We start from the raw sequence: 17,298 nt of genomic DNA, 5'->3' as shown, positions 1-17,298 counted from the left end.
GATATAACATGGCAAATGCCTCCTACCCCACGATAACAATCTCTCGTTACCATTCGACCTAATACTTAGTTCGAAACGACGGAAACGTCAACGCTGGCGGCATACCGCGCGAATAGCTATATCGAAAGGGTTCGCCTAGACTGGCTTTGACCGAACGTGGGCGCAGTAGACGGGTAACAACTGAAGAACCAGATCTCTCCCTGGAAGTCACACCACTAGGCAGGTGTCGCTAATGCCTGGCATCCTTGCCGGCAGTATTTCGAACGAGGAACTCTATAGAAAGGCGGCACAAACCTTACCATGCTTGAGGGCTCGCGCTGTCGGCATAATCGGAGTTTCCCGTACGATATAGCCCACACCGCGAACCTATACTCTTTACCGCCCCTACTCACTCCCCTTCTTCTATACAGCAACCATTGAGCTCATCGAGCTGCCGGATCAGTTCGGTCGCTTTGGACTGCCACTGAAAGACAGTTGATCGGAAGTCCGCCGCGGCCTCCCTGGCGACAAAAATGGCCGCCAGGTCCGGGCCGGTCGATTGATCGGCCATGTCCTCGATGCGATGCAGAATTTCGCTTACCTGCATGCCTACGTTGATCACGTCATGATTTATGGAAGCCATGGTTATTGCGCCTCCTTACCGTCAATGAATCCGAGCAGTGCTTGCAGTTGAGCGACACCTGTCAGGTACGCCCTGCCATCCTTTTCTCCAGCGGTCAGAGCATCCTGAATAGCCTCATCTTCAGTGCGCCCGAAACCCTGGGCGAGGCCGGCGCTGACAGAATCCCCACCCGGTACGTATAGCGCCGCGTGATGGCGGCCATCGTCCATTGGCTTGATCTCTCCAATTTTCTTTCCGTCCAACATTATGTCTTGTGGAATCCGGATGCCCGGCTGGTCAACAAGCTGAAATTTCATGGTGTGGCCCTCGTGTCGTTGTTGGGTTGCGTTAGTCATGGGTAGCTTTCTCCTAAACCGATTCCTGTGGTTCTTGATCCAGTAGCGGGCGAATGTGGCGTATCACATGCCGGCCGGCCCGGGTCAGATAAACTTCGCGGTACCGCCGATCCAGCAGGTGGTCCTCCAAACGAACCAGCCCCAACCCTGCTGACGGGCGCCCTTTCTTTCCCGTCGCCAGAGTGGTGACGTGAAACTGGACGTGCTGGTGCGGCAGGTGGAGGGCATCGGCGATATCACACATAAAGCCGCCCGGCTTCCGATCCACTTCCCGCAGAATCCGCAGCTTTGCCATATCCAGTCCTGGCCAGCGTTCGGCCAGGTCATCAAGCGCGTCGGCCATAGTCGCCTCCCTCGGCTTTTTGCATATGGCGAACCCGCGACTCGATATCGGTGGCGAATGCCCTGTGCCTCTCCCCTTTGCGAGCGTTAAAGCGGATCCGGGCCAGCCGGGCTTCGCGACGTTCGGGATCGAGGGCCATAAGCTGTTCCGCGAACTGATTCAGCATCCGCTGGCGAATGTCAGCTCGCAGGCGCGGTTTCATTTGTTCCAACAGGAATTCCCGGCTTTCGGGTTTCTGCCGCATCACGAACCGGGCGAGGCAATCGCGCCGGTGCGCCTCGCCGTGTTCCGGCTTCTCTGGGCCCAACGTGGCCGTGTTCTTGTACTGCATACCCGCCCCCTTACTTGCTCGTTCTAAGTTGGTGTGTCGCAAAAAGGTAATATTGGTAATGCCGGTGCAAAACGGGCCGCTAACCCGCGTGGTTACTGGGTTTCCGGTATTACCTTTAAAAGGTAATTTCGGGTAATACAAAAAGTTATGTCTTTGATTTATAAGAAATTGTTTGTTCGCCATTATTACCTTTTTCCTCTCTGGTGATTTGGTAATTAATTACCTTTCTATTACTCATTTATTACCTTTAGCTTTAGCTCCTATCTCACTGTTTTTTATTAATTTTCTTACTTATAATTTCACGTATTACCTAAATTACCTTTTTGCGACGCTCACCCACGGACACAGAATTCAGGCTCTATAGGCGCGCATGCGTGTGCGTAACCCACTCATGAAGCCGCTCTCTCGTCGCGGAAAACCCAACAATGAACAGCCTTCCCTGTTAGCTTGCTAAGCACCTTCTTTTGCCCTACAAATGGCCGGCGCTGGCTCTGCGGCAGCAGCCTTTTCAGCTCACGGGTACTGATCATCTCGGTGCGATTACGAGCGCACTCCTGCGCGAACTGCTGGAGATGAACGGCTATGAAGTCGGAATCGCGGGAGTGGTTCAGGATCTCGGGATCCTCGATGCTGAATTCGTCGTTGCTTGGGCGGACGTTGATCAGGTCGTAGATTTCCCAGAACTGCTCGACCATCGGGTGATCGGCCTGCAGGCGGCGCTGGCGATCAAGGGCGCGGGACCAGGCAAAGTCCTGCAGCCGCTGACTGTCCTCCGCGCTCCAGCGATCGCCAAAGATCAGGGGTAGGCACCAGCCCCAGGCGGCCACCTGGGCGTGGTTGAGTACCAGGCGGTTCTGGATCTTGCCGTCTGACAGGCCCTGATAGATGTCCTCTACCTGGGCGAACCGTTCCTGATAGAGATCCAGCAGGCTGCGCTCAAGCGACAGCGCCTTACCCATCCAGCCGGCCAGATCCTCGGCAGGAATAGACGCCAGTCGGCGTGCATGTTGTTCGGTCCTGCGGCTGAAATGGGCCCGGGTGCAGTGGCCATGGACGATCCGGGAAAGCAGCGCTTCGGATCCGTCTACGGTGGCGTTCTGGCTCAGCAGGATGCTGCCCCGGAATGGCGGTTCATCCGTTTCTGCGCCGCGCTTTTTGACCCCCATGGACCGAATGCCCCGGCCGTTGAAGGCCGTTTTCAGCTCGTCCATGTCAAAGCCGCCTTTGCGCGCGCCTCGATCGTCGCTGTTCCGATCGCCTTCGATCAGGACAACCGGGAGGTTGGACACCTGCATGAAGTTACGGGCGCGGCCGGCCGGCGTGGCCTTGCTCGGGTCAAAGCCCTCGTATCCGTCACGGCCGCAGCAGCGCCACAGGAATTCAATCTGGGTAGACTTACCGGCGCCCTGGTCGCCGGTGTACTCGAGGAAACACCAACTCTTTTGCAGCGCCCGGACCTGTTCAGCGAAAAGGCTGCCCAGCCACCACGCCATCAAAAGCATGCCGTTGTCGCTGAATGCAGCCTTGTAGCCGTCGATCCATCCCGGATTAAAGGACTCACCGCGAATCAGGTTCAGGGACTTCAAACCCGATTTGAGCCGGTGCTTTCCGCACTCCATGAATCCCTGTTCGTTGAGCTCCAGCCCCTGACCCTTGTGGTACCCAAAGCCTGGGAACACGTAAGAACCGGCATCGCGGTAGTAGCCCACAAACGGGATCGTGTGTACGTAGCTGATCCGGCGGTTAAACCACTGATCACGTAGGCGCTTGAGGTCGCGGGCGTCGCCATCGAACGTGCCACCGGCGGTGCGGTTCAGTAGCGCCTTGTTGAATGCGCTGGGAGATTCGAGGGCGGATCCCTCCAGCGACACCAGGCTGGTGGGGTTACCGCTGGTGAAGTCGAACCGGAAGAAATAAAGCTGTTCTTCGGTCAGCGCGTCCTGCTCGATATAAAGAAACTGCGGGTGGCAGTTGCTGATACGCTCGCCCCGCGTGGCGCCAAAGAAGTTGCGCTGCAGATCCTTGATCAGGTCATCATCGGCCAGCCAGGGCGGCTCGGCCGGATCCAGCGCGTCCTGCAGATCGCCGATATCGCGTTCATCAACTTTGTATTTCCAAAGGCTGGCGCCCCAGGCGAAATTGACCTGGGCCCGGGGCTGCTTCACCCACAGCCAGAACGCCTTTTCCTGGGCTGTCTCAGCGGCCGCCGCGAAGCCCCGCCAGATGCTTTCATTCAGGTATTTCTCATCCAGCCGGCCGTTGCGTAGCTCATCGTCCCAATCGGCCTTGCCATCGGGCAGAGCGATCAACACGTGCTCACCCATGGCCCGCAGTTCCTCGCGGTATTTGCGGGCGAACTTGATGCCGGCCGGGTCGTTGTCGAGTGCCAGAACCCACGTCACATCACGGTCGCGGTTCGCCTCGATCAGTTCCCTGGGCAAATTGTTGGTGCTCAAGGGGCTGACCGACTTCACGCGCTGGCCGTTGTGCTCGCAGTGCATCAGGGCGATCGACTTAAAGATGCCCTCAGTTATCCAGACCCAGTCGCCCTTCTCGACCTGCAAGCCCCGGGGCTGCCAGCACTTGTTCTTGTACATGGATCCGTCCGGCTGGCGCTTCCCTCCGAAGTGCGCCTTCTTCCCGGCCTTCTTCACCATGCCGGTGTCGATCAGACGCTCCCAATAGGTTTCGGTACCGCCGAACAGGTAGAAGCGGACCGTATCGGCATACTCACCATCACTTAGCCGAACCGATGCTTGCTGGTACATGCCGGCAATAAGGCCCGGGTTGAATCCCCTGTTTTCCGCCAGGTACGCCCGGGCGGTGGCGTTGGGATCTTCCGGCGTGGCCGGGAAGCGCTCGCTGTAGTTATCGAACAGATGCGGGTAACGAGTGCGGGTGCTTTCCGTATATCCGCAGTTGTTGCTGCGGTTGCATGCCAACTGCCAGGGCTGCTCTGCCGAAACGAACAGTTCCTTTTTCTGGCACTCAGGACACACGCCGCGCTGCAGGTACTTGCCGACCTTCTTGAACTGCAGGGCCGGATCGTTCAGCAGTGCCTGGACGATATCGGCCGGATTGGGTCCAGCGTATTGATCCATTACGCGCCCCCAGTACCGCTTCCGGCTGCATCTGAGGCGGCTTTAGCTATTTCGACGGTGCAGGCCGTTAGATGTGGATTCGCACGGAGTAGATACCGGTTGAGCTGAGAGGCTGAAAAGGTGGTTCTCCCCGCCACCATGATCGGCCGGAAGATATCGGGGTTCTCATCCCGAATTTTTTTGAAGTAAGGCTTCGAGATCCGCAGTGCTTCTGCGGCTTCATCTATCGTGTATAGAGGGTCTTTTTCGATGTTCATTCCTTCCTGAGCTCCTCAAGACAGCCATAAACGCAAGATTTGCCCTTTTGTGGTTTGCGACGGATTCGTACTGCTATCATCCGGTTCCGATCAGGCAAATAAATGGAAACAAAACCAAATACGAATAAATTACCTGTATACGGTGATAGTGGATGCGCAAACCCTAACTGTCAACCGTTAATGGTCATTTTGTGCATATGAGGTTAAAGGATGAACGCAGAATCGCGAGAGAACTTCGGGGAACGCTTGAAACAAATTGAGTTCGAGTTGGGAGGAAGGAAGGTACTGATCGATAGGACCGGCATCTCTCAAAGCCAGCTATCCAGGTATGCCCGTAACGAGGGCCAGCCAACTATCGGAAATGTCATCGCCATCGCAAATGCTGGAGGCTACAGCCTAAAGTGGTTGGCTACCGGCAAAGGCCCAAAGAAAGAAGGAAACGAGCAAGTTCCCGAAGGGACCGTAGTAATACATTTTTATCGTAGCAATCAGTCCTCTAGTGGTGCCGAGAGATCAACGACCGGCGAGAAATCAGTTCCAATCTTGTTCGACATCGATTACCTGCGTGATGAAGTCCATGTAGAACCTCAAGCATGCGCACTTTTCAGGGCCCGCGGGGACAGCATGGCTCCCACCATCAAGAGCGGCGATTTACTAATTATCGATCAGTCAGTCCGGCGCGGCGACGACATTTTCGTGCTGCGTTTGAATGACGAGACCATGCTGAAGCGGCTGCAGTTTCTTCCTACGGGTGAAGTCAAAGTCATCAGCGATAGCGAGGCTTACGACAACTACACCCTGGGCAAAGAACAACTGGCCGACTTGCAGGTTATTGGGCGTGTTGCCTGGCATGGCGGGAGGTGCTGAGGATGGCGAGAAAGCTTTTCACCATTCGCAACGGCCGCTGGGTGGGCGAGTTTCCCCACGACCCAATAGAAGGCTGGGAGAGCGGGCGGCGCGGTATCCGCCGAACACTCTGCAAAGTCTCAGATCTGGATGGACTTGATCACGCGGAAAAGACCAGGCGGCTGTCCGATCTCTATCACATCGCGCATGACAAGCTTCGGCGGGAGCAAAGCGGGAAGGCAGAAGCGCGCAACATAGAAAAACAGCGGAAGAAGAACATCACCATCCGGAGAGCAAGCAAACTTTGGCTCGAGGAAGTCGCCATTACGAACTCGCCCCAGACCCTGCAGAAGTACACGAAAACAATCAGCTATTACCTGCAAGGTATCGGCGACCATCGTTTCCGTGATTTCGATCGCTCATACAACATCAAGTTTCTGAAGCACTTGGGCACCTGCGCTTACCAGGGCCGTCCCATGAGCGAGTCGACGAAAAATAGCCACCTGCGACAGTTTGAAGTCTTCCTTCGCTGGGCTTACGACCACGAAATTATCGACCGGATCTGGTCGCTGAAAAAACCAAAGGTGCCCAGGCGGGATATGGACACCTACACCGTCGACGACCTGCGCGTGCTGAAAAACTACATTCAGGAACGCCTGACCGAAGCGGAAGTGGATGAGGACACCCGGCAGATCAAGCATATGCGCAACATGCTGCGGGCCTACATGATGGCTACCCACTCACTACTAAGACTTGGGCCGATATGGGCTATGCGGCTAGAGAATATCGACTTGGACAAGCGAGTCATCCGGGTGCAGAACAACCCGGAACTGAAATGGGTAAACAAGATGAATAAGTGGCCGCTGAAACCCATCAACGAGAAGCTGGCCGCTTTCTTGGAAGCCGATATCGAGGCCAGAGACCCACGGGAGGTGTACTTTCTGGACAACGGGCGCGGCTATCCCTGGTACGCCGATCGCGCGGATATCTCTAAGCTCGCGTCGAAGATGTGCGCCGGCGCCGGATTGCCAAAACTGAAGCCGTTCCACTGGGGAATGAGGGCAACGATGATCACTGCCCTACTCAGTGAAGGCGTGGATCCAGTGAAGGTCCAGCAACTGGCCGACCACGACGATATATCAACCACAATGCTCTATCGAGACAGCCGGAGAATCAGCCAGGAGGAAGCCGCAAACCGGCTTGCGGACCTGCTGTAAAATGTCACTCGCACGTCACTTAGCTTGTGCAATTATTTAAAGACACTGAAAATCAAAAGCCTACGAAAAAATACCAATACCATGACCCTGCTCATAATCGATTGGTCGCTGGTTCAAGTCCAGCAAGGCCCACCATTTCTACCAGGTTTTAGATAGCTCGAGTCCACCTGCCTCTCGAGATCGACCCGTTAGTCGCTGGACTAATCCGGTCTCGCATCACAGATGCGAGCCGTTTTTGGCACACGAAGCTTTGCTTCGTTAATGGCGCACCAAAAACCCAGCAAGGCCCACCATTTCTACCAGGTTTTAGATAGCTCGAGTCCACCTGCCTCTCGAGATCGACCCGTTAGTCGCTGGACTAATCCGGTCTCGCATCACAAATGCGAGCCGTTTTTGGCACACAAAGCTTTGCTTCGTTAACGACGTGCCAAAAACCCAGCAAGGCCCACCATTTCTCTTTGGTTTCGACCGGGCTTCCAATATTGTTGATTACCGTCGCATTAGGGGCGATTTAATAGCTTTAATTCATAAAAAAAGACCTGCCCACGGGGCAGGTCTCCTTGTCAGCAATCATCGAGATCAGATGGCGATTAGATAGCTGATCAACCGGTCTTCCGACGCCCCTGGCCAAACAGCACCGACTTGCTGTCTTCGCTCACCGTGGCATTGGTATTGATTTCGTCAGCCTTCGCGTAGGCTCGCTGTACCGCCGGGCGTGCCTCGATGGTGTCCAGCCAACGTTTGACGTTGGGTAGCGTAGCGATGTCCTGGCCCTGACGCTCCCAGAGTTTGGCCCATGGATAGGTGGCCATGTCGGCAATGGAATACTCGCCCGCCATAAACTCCCGATCCGCCAGCAGGTCGTCCAGCACGCCGTAAAGGCGTTCGGACTCCTTCTGGTAACGGTTGATGGCGTATTCGATCTTCTCCGGGGCGTACTGACTGAAATGATGGTTCTGCCCCAACATCGGCCCGAAGCCGCCCATCTGCCAATAGAGCCATTGCAGCGTATCCCAGCGGGTACGCAGATCCCTCGACAGGAACTGCCCGGTTTTCTCCGCCAGGTACTCCAGCATGGCGCCTGACTCGAATAGCGCCAGCGGCTCCCCACCGCCGACCGGATCGTGATCCACCATCGCCGGAATCTTGTTGTTGGGCGATATCTTCAGGTAGTCCTCGTCAAACTGGTCGCCCTTGCTGATGTTGATGGGTTTGATTCGATACTCCAGTCCCGCTTCTTCCAGGAAGATCGTGATCTTGTGGCCATTGGGTGTGGTCCAGTAATAAAGGTCGATCATGTGACAATCCTCTTCTTGATGGCTGGTATGCGTCTTTACGATGAGCGATTCGAGGCAATTGAGAACGGCTTTCCAGTTAAAAGTCTCACCCTATTGAATTAACTTTGACGCTTTCTAGACGACCGGTCTATTATGCTCATGGCTAATCACTTATTGTCAATTCACGGTCGCACGGTGGCTTTTCCATCGCTGTCCGGCGGCTTTGGTTTGCCGGCCCATATCCAGGCAAACTTAAAGACAGAAACAAGGAGCCTGTCCATGAGTCAAGATGACGTCTTGTTTTCCTCTTTCACACTGGGGGACATCGAACTGCCGAACCGCGTCCTGATGTCGCCGCTGACCCGTTCGCGGGCCCAGCAGCCCGGCGATGTTCCTTTCGAGATGAATGTCGAGTATTACGCCCAGAGGGCCTCCGCCGGATTGATTATCAGTGAAGCGACCCAGGTTTCGCCGCAAGGCAAGGGCTACGCCTTCACACCCGGCATCCATTCCCAAGAGCAAATCGATGGCTGGAAAAAAGTCACCGACGCCGTACACGACGCCGGCGGGCGCATCCATCTGCAACTATGGCATGTCGGCCGCATCTCCCGCCCGGAACTGCAGCCTGACGGAGATACGCCAGTCGCACCGTCAGCCATCAAGCCAGAGGGCGCAAAGACGTTTATCAGCGCCGAATCCGGCATGGTTGATGTGCTTGAACCCCGGGCCCTCAGCACCGAGGAAATCCCGGATATCGTCGAGCAGTTCCGCATCGGTGCGGAGAATGCCAAGGCCGCCGGCTTCGATGGCGTGGAAATCCACGGGGCAAATGGCTACCTGCTGGACCAGTTCATCAAGAGCAACAGTAACCAGCGTACGGATAGTTACGGCGGCTCCCTGGCCAATCGTCTGCGCCTTCCCCTTGAAGTAGTGGATGCAGTCGTCAGCGTCTGGGGCAAGGGCCGCACAGGCATTCGTGTCAGCCCAACCGGCAGCTTCAATGATATGAACGAGCCGGACCCCGTCACCACGTATGGCGAACTTGCCAAGGAGCTCGACAAGCGCGGCATCGCCTACATCGAAGTGGTCGAAGACTCCTTCCAGGGCAACCTGGCCAAGGGCCGGCCCGAAGAAGTGATCAATGCCATTCGGGACAACTTCAGCGGTGCCTATATCGGCAACGGCAACTATGATGCGGATGAAGCGCGTCAGCGGATCGGTGACGGACTGTGCGACCTGGTGACGTTCGGCCGGCCTTTCATTGCCAATCCGGATCTGCCGGAGCGATTCCGTACCGGCGCACCACTAAACGAGTGGGACGACAGCACCTTCTACGGCGGCAGCGAGGCGGGCTACACCGACTATCCGTTCCTCGAAAAAGCAGCCTCCTAAGCCCTACCGGACACCCCGCCCGGGGTGTCCTTTCTTTCCCTTCAGCACCCTCACCAGAATCCTTTCCCGAAGACCCAAACGTGACACAATTCACAGATAAACCAAAATGAACACCCCGCAACATCCCCCTATGCAGTTCGAAGCGACACAAAAGCCAGTCAACAAGCATTAGCATAATTAGCTGTTTTAACATTATTTTTTACAAAAGCGACGCACCTTTTGGTCAGCTTGTCTGGAGGCGATGCCGACAGGTCGCCGGCCTCTAATGACTAGATGGACTGCCCTTACTGTCAGTCAGGCCAAACCCCACCTGTCCATAACGTCTTAAGATCGCCGTTAAAACAATAAGTGGACAAATGTCCCACTATGCATTGCGACCGGATGCGTCGGTTCGGGATTTCCCAATTTGGAATCAATTCGCGCAACCCGGGCAGGATAAAAAACACAATAACGGAGTATCCAGATGAAAGCTTCGGCATGTAAGCGCCAGTATCTCCTTTCCTCCGCAATTTCCCTGGCACTGACGGGCGTGGCGACAACCGCGTCTGCCAGCATGGGCAACATCGGCACCACCTATGGCATCCTCCCCTCGGATATCGGCTCTGCACAGGCCTTGTCGATGTTCAACACCCAGGTGTCGGCAACCTATTACAACCCGGCATACCTGGCCAAGGACCCACGTGGCGAACTGACCGGCGGCATCCTGCATGCCGAGCCGGAACTGCGGGCGTCGTCCCCCAACCGCAACGGCGACATCCTCTCCAACCAGGAAAGCCAGCACGTGCTGATCGGCATGAAGACGAACCTGACCTCCCTGACCCGGTTCGATCATCCGATCTACCTGGGCTTTATGGCTGGCGTGGAGAAATACGGTAAGGAAATGCTCGCCTTCGAATCGACCACGTCCAACGAAGGCCAGTTCCTGGAATACGGCCGCCAGCCGCTGTTCCTCAACACTGGCGGCGCGACGCCCGTTTGGCGCGGTATTGATGTAGGCGCGTCCTTCCGGATCACGCTGCAGTCCGAAGCCTCACTGTCGACGACGACCGACCTGGCCGGCAACACGCAGTACGAATCCCTATCGGTCAATGCCGAACCCTCGATCCGCTCCATTCTCAGCACCAACCTCGACTTCGGTGAGACCTTCTGCCCCGAGAACGATTGCTGGGTCGACGGCCTGGAAATGGCCTTCGCTTATCGCAGCAGTTCCAATACCAGCACCAAGGTCAATGCCAACACGGTGATCCCAGGCCTGATTCCGGAGAGCGCCCCGCTCGTGTTTTCGGTGCTGACCTACGACTCCTACCAGCCGTCGATCTACGCCGCGGGTATCCAGTACGCCACTGACAGCTGGCGCATCGGCCTGACGCTCGAGCAGCAGAACTGGTCCGATCTGGAGGAAGAATTCGCCAACGACACCATCAAGGACCAGGCGAATGCCAAATTTGATGACATCCTGATCCCCCGCATTGGTGCCGAATACAAGTTCATGGAGCACTTTGGCGTCACCGTGGGCGCGGCCTACCAGGAGTCCGCACTCAAGAGCAACAGCACCCAGGACGTGAACTACTTCGACAACGACAAGATTATTGTCGGTATCGGGCTGAGCGCGGAATACACCAAGACCCGGCTGCTGACCTACCCGATACGTCTGGACATCGGTTACCAGCGCCAGATGCTTCAGGATCGCGACTTCGTCATCGATACCAGTAATCCCGACGATATGAATGATGGCACTACGGTCGCGACCGAGGGCGAGGTTGATGTACTCAGCGGTTCGATCACGCTGAAATTCTAAGCACGAGGAATTTGCCATGAATTACAAAAAGATATTGGCACTCACCCCAGCTCTGCTACTGGCTGCATGCGGTGGCAGTGAACAATCCATGGAAGAATCCGTGACGCCCGGAGCCGTGGTTTATTCCTATCCTGCGGACGGCCAATCAAATGTCTCCACCAAAGCAAACATCGTTCTGCGCTTCTCCGACCCGATTACTGACGAAGCGGTTGCCGGGAAAGTACAAATCACGCCAACAAACGGTGGCGAGGCAATCGGTTTCAGCCTAACGCAGGTCGACGGTGGCCATAGCCTGGTTCTCGATCCGACAGATGAGCTGGCCCCGGGCGTCGACTACACCATCACGTTCAGCGAAGACCTGGCGGCGGCCGGCAACCGCGTGATCAGCACCCCGAACGCCACCGGCGACCAGGGCGTCCAGTTCAGCACCCGTGGCAGCCTGGACGGCGTGGCCGCGCTGACCAACCTCAGCGACACTTTCGAGATCATCGATTCCCTGCCGGATGGCGAGACCTTCCGCTTCATGGATTTCTCCACCATTCGCCTGCGGGCCAGCCAGCCGATCCATACGGATTCGGCGATCTACGGCGTCACGGTTTCCCTGCGCGACAGCGGCGGGGAACTGGTACCGGCCACGCTGCTGGTCAAGGACAACATGATTACCGTCGACCCGTGCACCACGGAGGCGATGAGGAAGTGCGGCAGCCCGGACGACCAGTTGAACCCCGACGAGACATACACGCTCAGCATCACCGGCCTGACCAACCTGGAGGGCGAGACGCTGGATTACGAGACCACATTCCAGCCCAAGGAAACGGGACCAACCGAGATCCTCTACCAGGAAATCGTCGACTCCAACTTCAGCCAGCAGTCGATCCTCAACGGCCAGTACGTGAACGCCGTAACGCTGAACTCCGTACTCCAGGGCAAGGCCGGCCCTTCGCAGCAGACCGGGGCCCTTTATGCCGAGCTGGGCTATGCGCCGAGCTTTCCGGGTGATACACCCGTACCGCTGCGTGTGCCCAAGGGCACGATTCTGGAAAGCTCGAGTCTGGATGTTCTGGTCAATGGATCAGTACCTGTCCTGGATGCTGCTACAGGCGAGTTCCAGAAAACCGGTACCATCAAGGTCACCATGACTTCCGATGCGGTCGGCTACCTCTACCCCAACCCCTACAGTGATTCCGGCGAGGCACCGCGCCACGTCCGTCTGTGGATGGATGTGTCCATGAACACTGAAGAGGCCCAGCCCAACGCGGCCTTGTCCCAGGACTTGCTGCGCGTCGAACTGACCGGCCTCGCCATTGTCCGTGACGGCATCCTCACCATCGATGCCATCGGTATGGTCGAACCCAACCTGCTGGGCCAAGAGTTCACCGACTCCACCATCGCTTTCCGTATAGAAGCGGACACGTCCGAACAGGACACCGCGCCTGAGCGCCCTATGGATGTCACTGGCCCAGAACTGGTGAGCTGGATGCCTGGCCCAGTCGATGCAATTCCGGCAACCCGTCAGGCCATGCAACGTCCGGGCGATCCGATCATCCTGAACTTTGATGAACCCCTGGATCGAGACTCCGTACCCAACGGCTTTACGCTCTTTGCTGACGGGACCGAAGTGACCAACCTGCGTATTAGGCTCGATGGCACGGCGGTTGTGCTGAACCCCGAAGGTGGACTGCAACATGGAGTGGATTACTCGCTGAATATCGAGAGTGCACTAATGGATTTGGCGGGGAATGGAGCGTTCGCGCAGACGTTGACGTTTGCACTGCCGCAAACGGAAAACGGAACTGCCATCCCGCAACGATCGCCCTTCGCGCTGAGCACTTATCCCGGCTATCCCTGCGTCACCGAAGGCCTGGACCTGGCTAACGGCGTTCACGGTTACTGCAAGGATGCCGCAGGCGAAAATCTGCCAAACGATGGCGATGGAAACAGTCAAAGCAGGGACATCCTCCCGGTGACGACGATGCCGACCAATCGCCCCATCGTTGTCGTATTTTCACAATCAATGGATCTGGCCTCGATCCGACTGGATGAGACTTTCATCGTCGAGAAGGTTAGCGATGCCAGTACGCCGGTGGGGTCCGGAGAGCGCGTCGCGGGAAGGCTTGAGAAGAACAATCAGCGTATTCGGTTCTATCCGGACGAGCCATGGCAAGTCGACCGACTGTATCGGTACACCATGGTTTCTGCCCAGGATGGTGACTGTGCCACCGTCATGTGCGGGGAAAACGGCATGGCTTTCCAAACAGACTTGCTGCTCGATCCCGAGGACAACGGCGGTGAGCCGCTGACCATCTACTTTAGGGGCCATGAACAGCTGTCCAGTGTCTATACCCCGTTGCGCAATCTACCCATCCGCGATGCCAACTCGAATTATACGATCGAGGAGTTCGAGACCTATAACTTTGAAACGGCCAGGGGCGAAGGCGGCGAACCGTTAGCTCATTTTCGGACACCTCCCAATGCGGCACGCCTTGCCATGAATGGCAACGCTACCGTATTGGGCAATGATGGATCTCCCGACGACGCAAACGCGCGAGTTGGCTGCTCTTACGAAGGCGACGAATGTTGGGAGGAAAAGTACATCTACCAAACCTACGGTTTGAACACTGAAGTTGTTGGACCGGAGATCGACCCAGTTACTGGCGAACCGACAGGCAACGTGCGGGTCCTGTTGTATCCGACCATGCTGGTCACCAGCCCAGCGACGGTCTGGTATAACCTGCTGGGGCCCTCCGAGTCAGAAACGGGCCCGCAAATTCTGCGCATGCGCTACCAGGAACCGACTGAGGATAATCCGCTCGGGCTCATAGAAAGTCGCATTGTGCGGGGAGAAAACGGAGGAACCTACTACGAAGTTGATGCGGACCTTCTCCTTGACGCGCCGAACTTGCATCTGCCGATCGAGGGCCTGTTAGCGCACAACCTGTTCAGCTACCCGTTCACTCTGGAACTGGAAGGCCCAATCACCTTCTTCGACGATGGACGGATGCAAGTGGCTCTACACAACACCAACACGCCGCTTATTAATGTTGATGTTGCAGGCTCGAGTAGTGCTTCGACAGGGCTACTGGGTTTTGTCAGTTGCCTCGGCAGTATCTTCACCGGCGGAGGAATATCCGCGTGCGAGGAACTCGCCGACGGCAACGGCAAGGCGGTCAAGTTACCACTTAAAATTCCACCTGAAGGCGTCTACCTCAACTTCATCTCCAACCCGGTCAAGGAGATTCCGGAAGAAGGCTAGGTGTTTTCCTGCCGTCCTTGGGCCAGCCTTCGGGCTGGCCTTTTTTGTCCCCATTGGGCACGACCCGGCGTTCCGGCACATTAATGGAAAATCTGCACGCCGACTTTCCCCTGTCCTTCCGATTCCTGCTAATCTGGTTTCCAAACAAAACTAAACCACAGAGAACACCAACAACAAATTTCTGGGAGAGATCACCATGGAGAACGGCATTCACTACCGCACCTGCCACCTGTGCGAAGCCATGTGTGGCGTAGCGATCGAAGTGAAGGAAGGGAGGATCGCCTCGGTAAAAGGCGATGCGGACGATCCCTTCAGCCGAGGCCACATCTGTCCCAAGGCCGTTGCCCTGCAGGACCTGCATGATGATCCGGACCGGCTGAAGCGCCCCCTGCTCCGCACCGGTAATGGCTGGGAAGAAACGGACTGGGAGACCGCGCTCGACTTCGTCGCCGAGCGCCTGCACCGGGTCCGCTCCGAGTATGGCCGTAATGCAATCGGCACCTACCAGGGCAACCCCAACGTCCATAACCACGGCGCCATGATCGCCGGGCTGCCGTTCCTGCGGGCTTTGGGTACCCAGAATCGATTCTCAGCCACCTCCAACGATCAACTGCCGCATATGCTGGCCAACCTGGAGATGTTCGGGCACCAGGTACTGTTCCCGGTTCCGGATATCGACCATACCGAGCTCATGATCTGCATTGGTGCCAATCCGATGGCCTCCAACGGCAGTCTGATGTCGGTACCGGATTTTCGCGGGCGACTGAAAGCACTCCAGTCCCGTGGTGGACACCTGGTTGTTATTGATCCCCGCCGCACGGAAACGGCCCAGCAGGCAGACGATTTCCATTTCATCCGGCCCGGGTCGGACGCCCTGCTATTGATGGGCATGGTCTACACCCTATTCGAGGAACACTTGGTGGACCTGGGTCCGGCCCAACACTGGACCCGCGACCTGGACCTGGTACGCCTGGCTTGCGCCGCCTACCCACCGGAAGCGGTAAGCCGGCACACGGGCATCGAGGCCACCACGATCCGCATCCTCGCCCGCCGCCTGGCCAAGACCCGGCGCGCAGTCCTCTATGGCCGCATGGGCACCAGCACACAACCCTTTGGCGGGCTGTCCACTTGGCTCATCTACCTGCTCAACATCCTGACCGGCAAACTGGATGCGACCGGGGGCCTGATGTTCACCCAGCCGGCTGTCGACCTGGTCGCGCTGGGAGCGATGTCCGGCCAAAGCGGGCACTTCGGCAAGCGCCGCAGCCGGGTTAAAGGGCTGCCGGAATTTGGTGGCGAGTACCCTTCAAGCACAATGGCGGATGAGATCCTCACGCCGGGCGATGGCCAGATCCGCGCCTTTGTCACCATTGCCGGGAATCCGGTCCTTTCCAGCCCCAATGGCACCCGTCTGGAGAAAGCCTTCGAGCAGCTCGATTTCATGGTGTCGGTGGACTACTACCTGAACGAGACCACGCGCCACGCCGATGTGATCCTGCCGCCCACCCACGCCCTGGAACGCAGCCACTACGACCTGATCTTCAATATGATGGCGGTACGCAACGTCGCCAAGTTCAGCGATGCGCTGTTCAAACCGGCAGCGGACGCACGACACGACTGGCAAATCCTGCTCGAGCTGGCCCATCGCCTCGAACGTCTCTGCAACGGTGGACGCCTGGGGCTGCGCAAGGAACTGGGCTGGCGCACCTTCAAGAAACTGGGCCCCGATGCCATGCTCGATGTCGCCTTGCGCTCCGGCCCTTATGGTCAGCCTGTGGGCGCTATCCGTCCAGCTTTGCAACCTGCCGTGGACCTGATGGAAGCGGTGCTGCCGGATCGCCATCCGTTGCGCCACCTGACGCGGCTGAGTCCACTGGACCGGCGCTGGCAGGATCTGCCAAAAGGACTTTCCCTCGCCGCCCTGCGGGATAATCCCCATGGCGTCGATCTCGGTCCGTTACGTCCGAGCCTGCCCGACCGCCTGTATACCCGCGACGGTAAGATCAACCTGGCTCCGCGGCGATACCTGGACGACCTGGCCCGCCTGCACGCCTTCCTGCGCGCGAAACCCTCCAACGACCTGCTGCTGATCGGTCGCCGGCACGTGCGCAGCAACAACTCCTGGATGCACAACAGCCAACGGCTCGTGAAAGGTAGAAGTCGCTGCACCCTGCTGATCCACCCCGACGACGCCGCCCGTTTCCAGCTAGTTGACGGCGATGACGCCCAGGTGGCCACCGATGCCGGACAGATCGTCATCCCGGTGGAGGTTACCGGAGACGTCATGCCCGGCGTGGTGTCGATCCCCCACGGCTGGGGACACAATCGCGAGGGTATCGGCTGGAAGGTGGCGGAAGCCCATGCTGGCGCCAGCATCAACGATGTTATCCGCGACGACCAGGTGGATCCGGTCAGCGGAACCTCAGTGTTAAATGGACAGCCGGTCAAGGTCCGCGCAAGGAAACACCAGGACATGCGTCAGCGAGCTTGAATCAAATACGATAGAATCCACGGCTTACGTTTATC

General features: G+C 57.3%; 13 protein-coding genes. 6 read left to right on the top strand and 7 right to left on the bottom strand.

Annotation, left to right across the window (positions count from 1 at the left end; all coding sequences use genetic code 11):
* Positions 1-388 precede the first annotated feature (388 nt).
* The 6 genes from RE428_RS03565 to RE428_RS03540 form a co-directional block, all read right to left on the bottom strand.
* The gene (locus tag RE428_RS03565; RefSeq protein WP_004578906.1) at positions 389-622 is read right to left on the bottom strand and encodes a hypothetical protein; all 234 of its coding nucleotides are present in this window, start codon (positions 620-622) and stop codon (positions 389-391) included.
* Between the two features lie 2 nt (positions 623-624).
* Positions 625-957, bottom strand: a complete 333-nt coding sequence (locus RE428_RS03560) for a hypothetical protein (protein ID WP_004578907.1) — start codon at positions 955-957, stop codon at positions 625-627.
* A gap of 13 nt (positions 958-970) precedes the next feature.
* On the bottom strand, positions 971-1,300 hold the full coding sequence (locus RE428_RS03555; protein ID WP_004578908.1) for a helix-turn-helix domain-containing protein: 330 nt from the start codon (positions 1,298-1,300) through the stop codon (positions 971-973).
* The gene (locus RE428_RS03550; protein ID WP_154660716.1) at positions 1,284-1,814 is read right to left on the bottom strand and encodes a hypothetical protein; all 531 of its coding nucleotides are present in this window, start codon (positions 1,812-1,814) and stop codon (positions 1,284-1,286) included. Before RE428_RS03550 ends, RE428_RS03555 begins: the two co-directional genes overlap by 17 nt.
* Positions 1,815-2,020: 206 nt before the next feature.
* Positions 2,021-4,732 (bottom strand): toprim domain-containing protein, encoded by a 2,712-nt coding sequence (locus RE428_RS03545; RefSeq protein WP_004578910.1) that lies wholly within the window; start codon positions 4,730-4,732, stop codon positions 2,021-2,023.
* Complete coding sequence (locus RE428_RS03540; RefSeq protein ID WP_004578911.1) at positions 4,732-4,989, bottom strand: helix-turn-helix domain-containing protein; 258 nt, start codon at positions 4,987-4,989, stop codon at positions 4,732-4,734. The genes RE428_RS03545 and RE428_RS03540 overlap by 1 nt, the downstream gene beginning before the upstream one ends.
* A 210-nt stretch (positions 4,990-5,199) precedes the next feature.
* Here RE428_RS03540 and RE428_RS03535 point away from each other — a divergent pair, with 210 nt between their 5' ends.
* Together RE428_RS03535 and RE428_RS03530 are read left to right on the top strand one after the other, a co-directional pair.
* Complete coding sequence (locus RE428_RS03535) at positions 5,200-5,856, top strand: XRE family transcriptional regulator (protein ID WP_004578912.1); 657 nt, start codon at positions 5,200-5,202, stop codon at positions 5,854-5,856.
* A gap of 2 nt (positions 5,857-5,858) precedes the next feature.
* Positions 5,859-7,052, top strand: coding sequence for a tyrosine-type recombinase/integrase (locus tag RE428_RS03530; protein WP_004578913.1), 1,194 nt, complete (start codon positions 5,859-5,861; stop codon positions 7,050-7,052).
* A gap of 602 nt (positions 7,053-7,654) precedes the next feature.
* Here the strand turns inward: RE428_RS03530 and RE428_RS03525 are convergent.
* On the bottom strand, positions 7,655-8,350 hold the full coding sequence (locus RE428_RS03525; protein WP_004578914.1) for a glutathione S-transferase N-terminal domain-containing protein: 696 nt from the start codon (positions 8,348-8,350) through the stop codon (positions 7,655-7,657).
* A 258-nt stretch (positions 8,351-8,608) separates the two neighbouring features.
* Here RE428_RS03525 and RE428_RS03520 point away from each other — a divergent pair, with 258 nt between their 5' ends.
* The 4 genes from RE428_RS03520 (at position 8,609) to RE428_RS03505 (ending at position 17,263) form a co-directional block, all read left to right on the top strand.
* Positions 8,609-9,721, top strand: a complete 1,113-nt coding sequence (locus RE428_RS03520; RefSeq protein ID WP_004578915.1) for an alkene reductase — start codon at positions 8,609-8,611, stop codon at positions 9,719-9,721.
* Between the two features lie 463 nt (positions 9,722-10,184).
* Complete coding sequence (locus RE428_RS03515; RefSeq protein WP_004578916.1) at positions 10,185-11,519, top strand: outer membrane protein transport protein; 1,335 nt, start codon at positions 10,185-10,187, stop codon at positions 11,517-11,519.
* A gap of 16 nt (positions 11,520-11,535) precedes the next feature.
* Complete coding sequence (locus tag RE428_RS03510) at positions 11,536-14,772, top strand: Ig-like domain-containing domain (RefSeq protein ID WP_004578917.1); 3,237 nt, start codon at positions 11,536-11,538, stop codon at positions 14,770-14,772.
* 196 nt (positions 14,773-14,968) lie between these two features.
* Entirely contained in the window at positions 14,969-17,263 is a 2,295-nt protein-coding gene (locus RE428_RS03505; RefSeq protein ID WP_004578918.1) for a molybdopterin-dependent oxidoreductase, read from the top strand.
* Positions 17,264-17,298: the final 35 nt, after the last annotated feature.

It is taken from the genome of Marinobacter nanhaiticus D15-8W, from assembly GCF_036511935.1.
GTDB classification, from domain to species: Bacteria; Pseudomonadota; Gammaproteobacteria; order Pseudomonadales; family Oleiphilaceae; genus Marinobacter_A; species Marinobacter_A nanhaiticus.
The sequence above is the reverse complement of the archived record's forward strand: the minus strand, read 5'-3'. Positions and strand labels throughout refer to the sequence as shown.

What these genes read in the sequence shown, in the direction of transcription:
- RE428_RS03565 (WP_004578906.1), bottom strand. Translation starts at nt 622, where the DNA reads ATGGCTTCCATAAATCATGACGTGATCAACGTAGGCATGCAGGTAAGC.
- RE428_RS03560 (WP_004578907.1), bottom strand. Translation starts at nt 957, where the DNA reads ATGACTAACGCAACCCAACAACGACACGAGGGCCACACCATGAAATTT.
- RE428_RS03555 (WP_004578908.1), bottom strand. Translation starts at nt 1,300, where the DNA reads ATGGCCGACGCGCTTGATGACCTGGCCGAACGCTGGCCAGGACTGGAT.
- RE428_RS03550 (WP_154660716.1), bottom strand. Translation starts at nt 1,814, where the DNA reads ATGGCGAACAAACAATTTCTTATAAATCAAAGACATAACTTTTTGTAT.
- RE428_RS03545 (WP_004578910.1), bottom strand. Translation starts at nt 4,732, where the DNA reads ATGGATCAATACGCTGGACCCAATCCGGCCGATATCGTCCAGGCACTG.
- RE428_RS03540 (WP_004578911.1), bottom strand. Translation starts at nt 4,989, where the DNA reads ATGAACATCGAAAAAGACCCTCTATACACGATAGATGAAGCCGCAGAA.
- RE428_RS03535 (WP_004578912.1), top strand. Translation starts at nt 5,200, where the DNA reads ATGAACGCAGAATCGCGAGAGAACTTCGGGGAACGCTTGAAACAAATT.
- RE428_RS03530 (WP_004578913.1), top strand. Translation starts at nt 5,859, where the DNA reads ATGGCGAGAAAGCTTTTCACCATTCGCAACGGCCGCTGGGTGGGCGAG.
- RE428_RS03525 (WP_004578914.1), bottom strand. Translation starts at nt 8,350, where the DNA reads ATGATCGACCTTTATTACTGGACCACACCCAATGGCCACAAGATCACG.
- RE428_RS03520 (WP_004578915.1), top strand. Translation starts at nt 8,609, where the DNA reads ATGAGTCAAGATGACGTCTTGTTTTCCTCTTTCACACTGGGGGACATC.
- RE428_RS03515 (WP_004578916.1), top strand. Translation starts at nt 10,185, where the DNA reads ATGAAAGCTTCGGCATGTAAGCGCCAGTATCTCCTTTCCTCCGCAATT.
- RE428_RS03510 (WP_004578917.1), top strand. Translation starts at nt 11,536, where the DNA reads ATGAATTACAAAAAGATATTGGCACTCACCCCAGCTCTGCTACTGGCT.
- RE428_RS03505 (WP_004578918.1), top strand. Translation starts at nt 14,969, where the DNA reads ATGGAGAACGGCATTCACTACCGCACCTGCCACCTGTGCGAAGCCATG.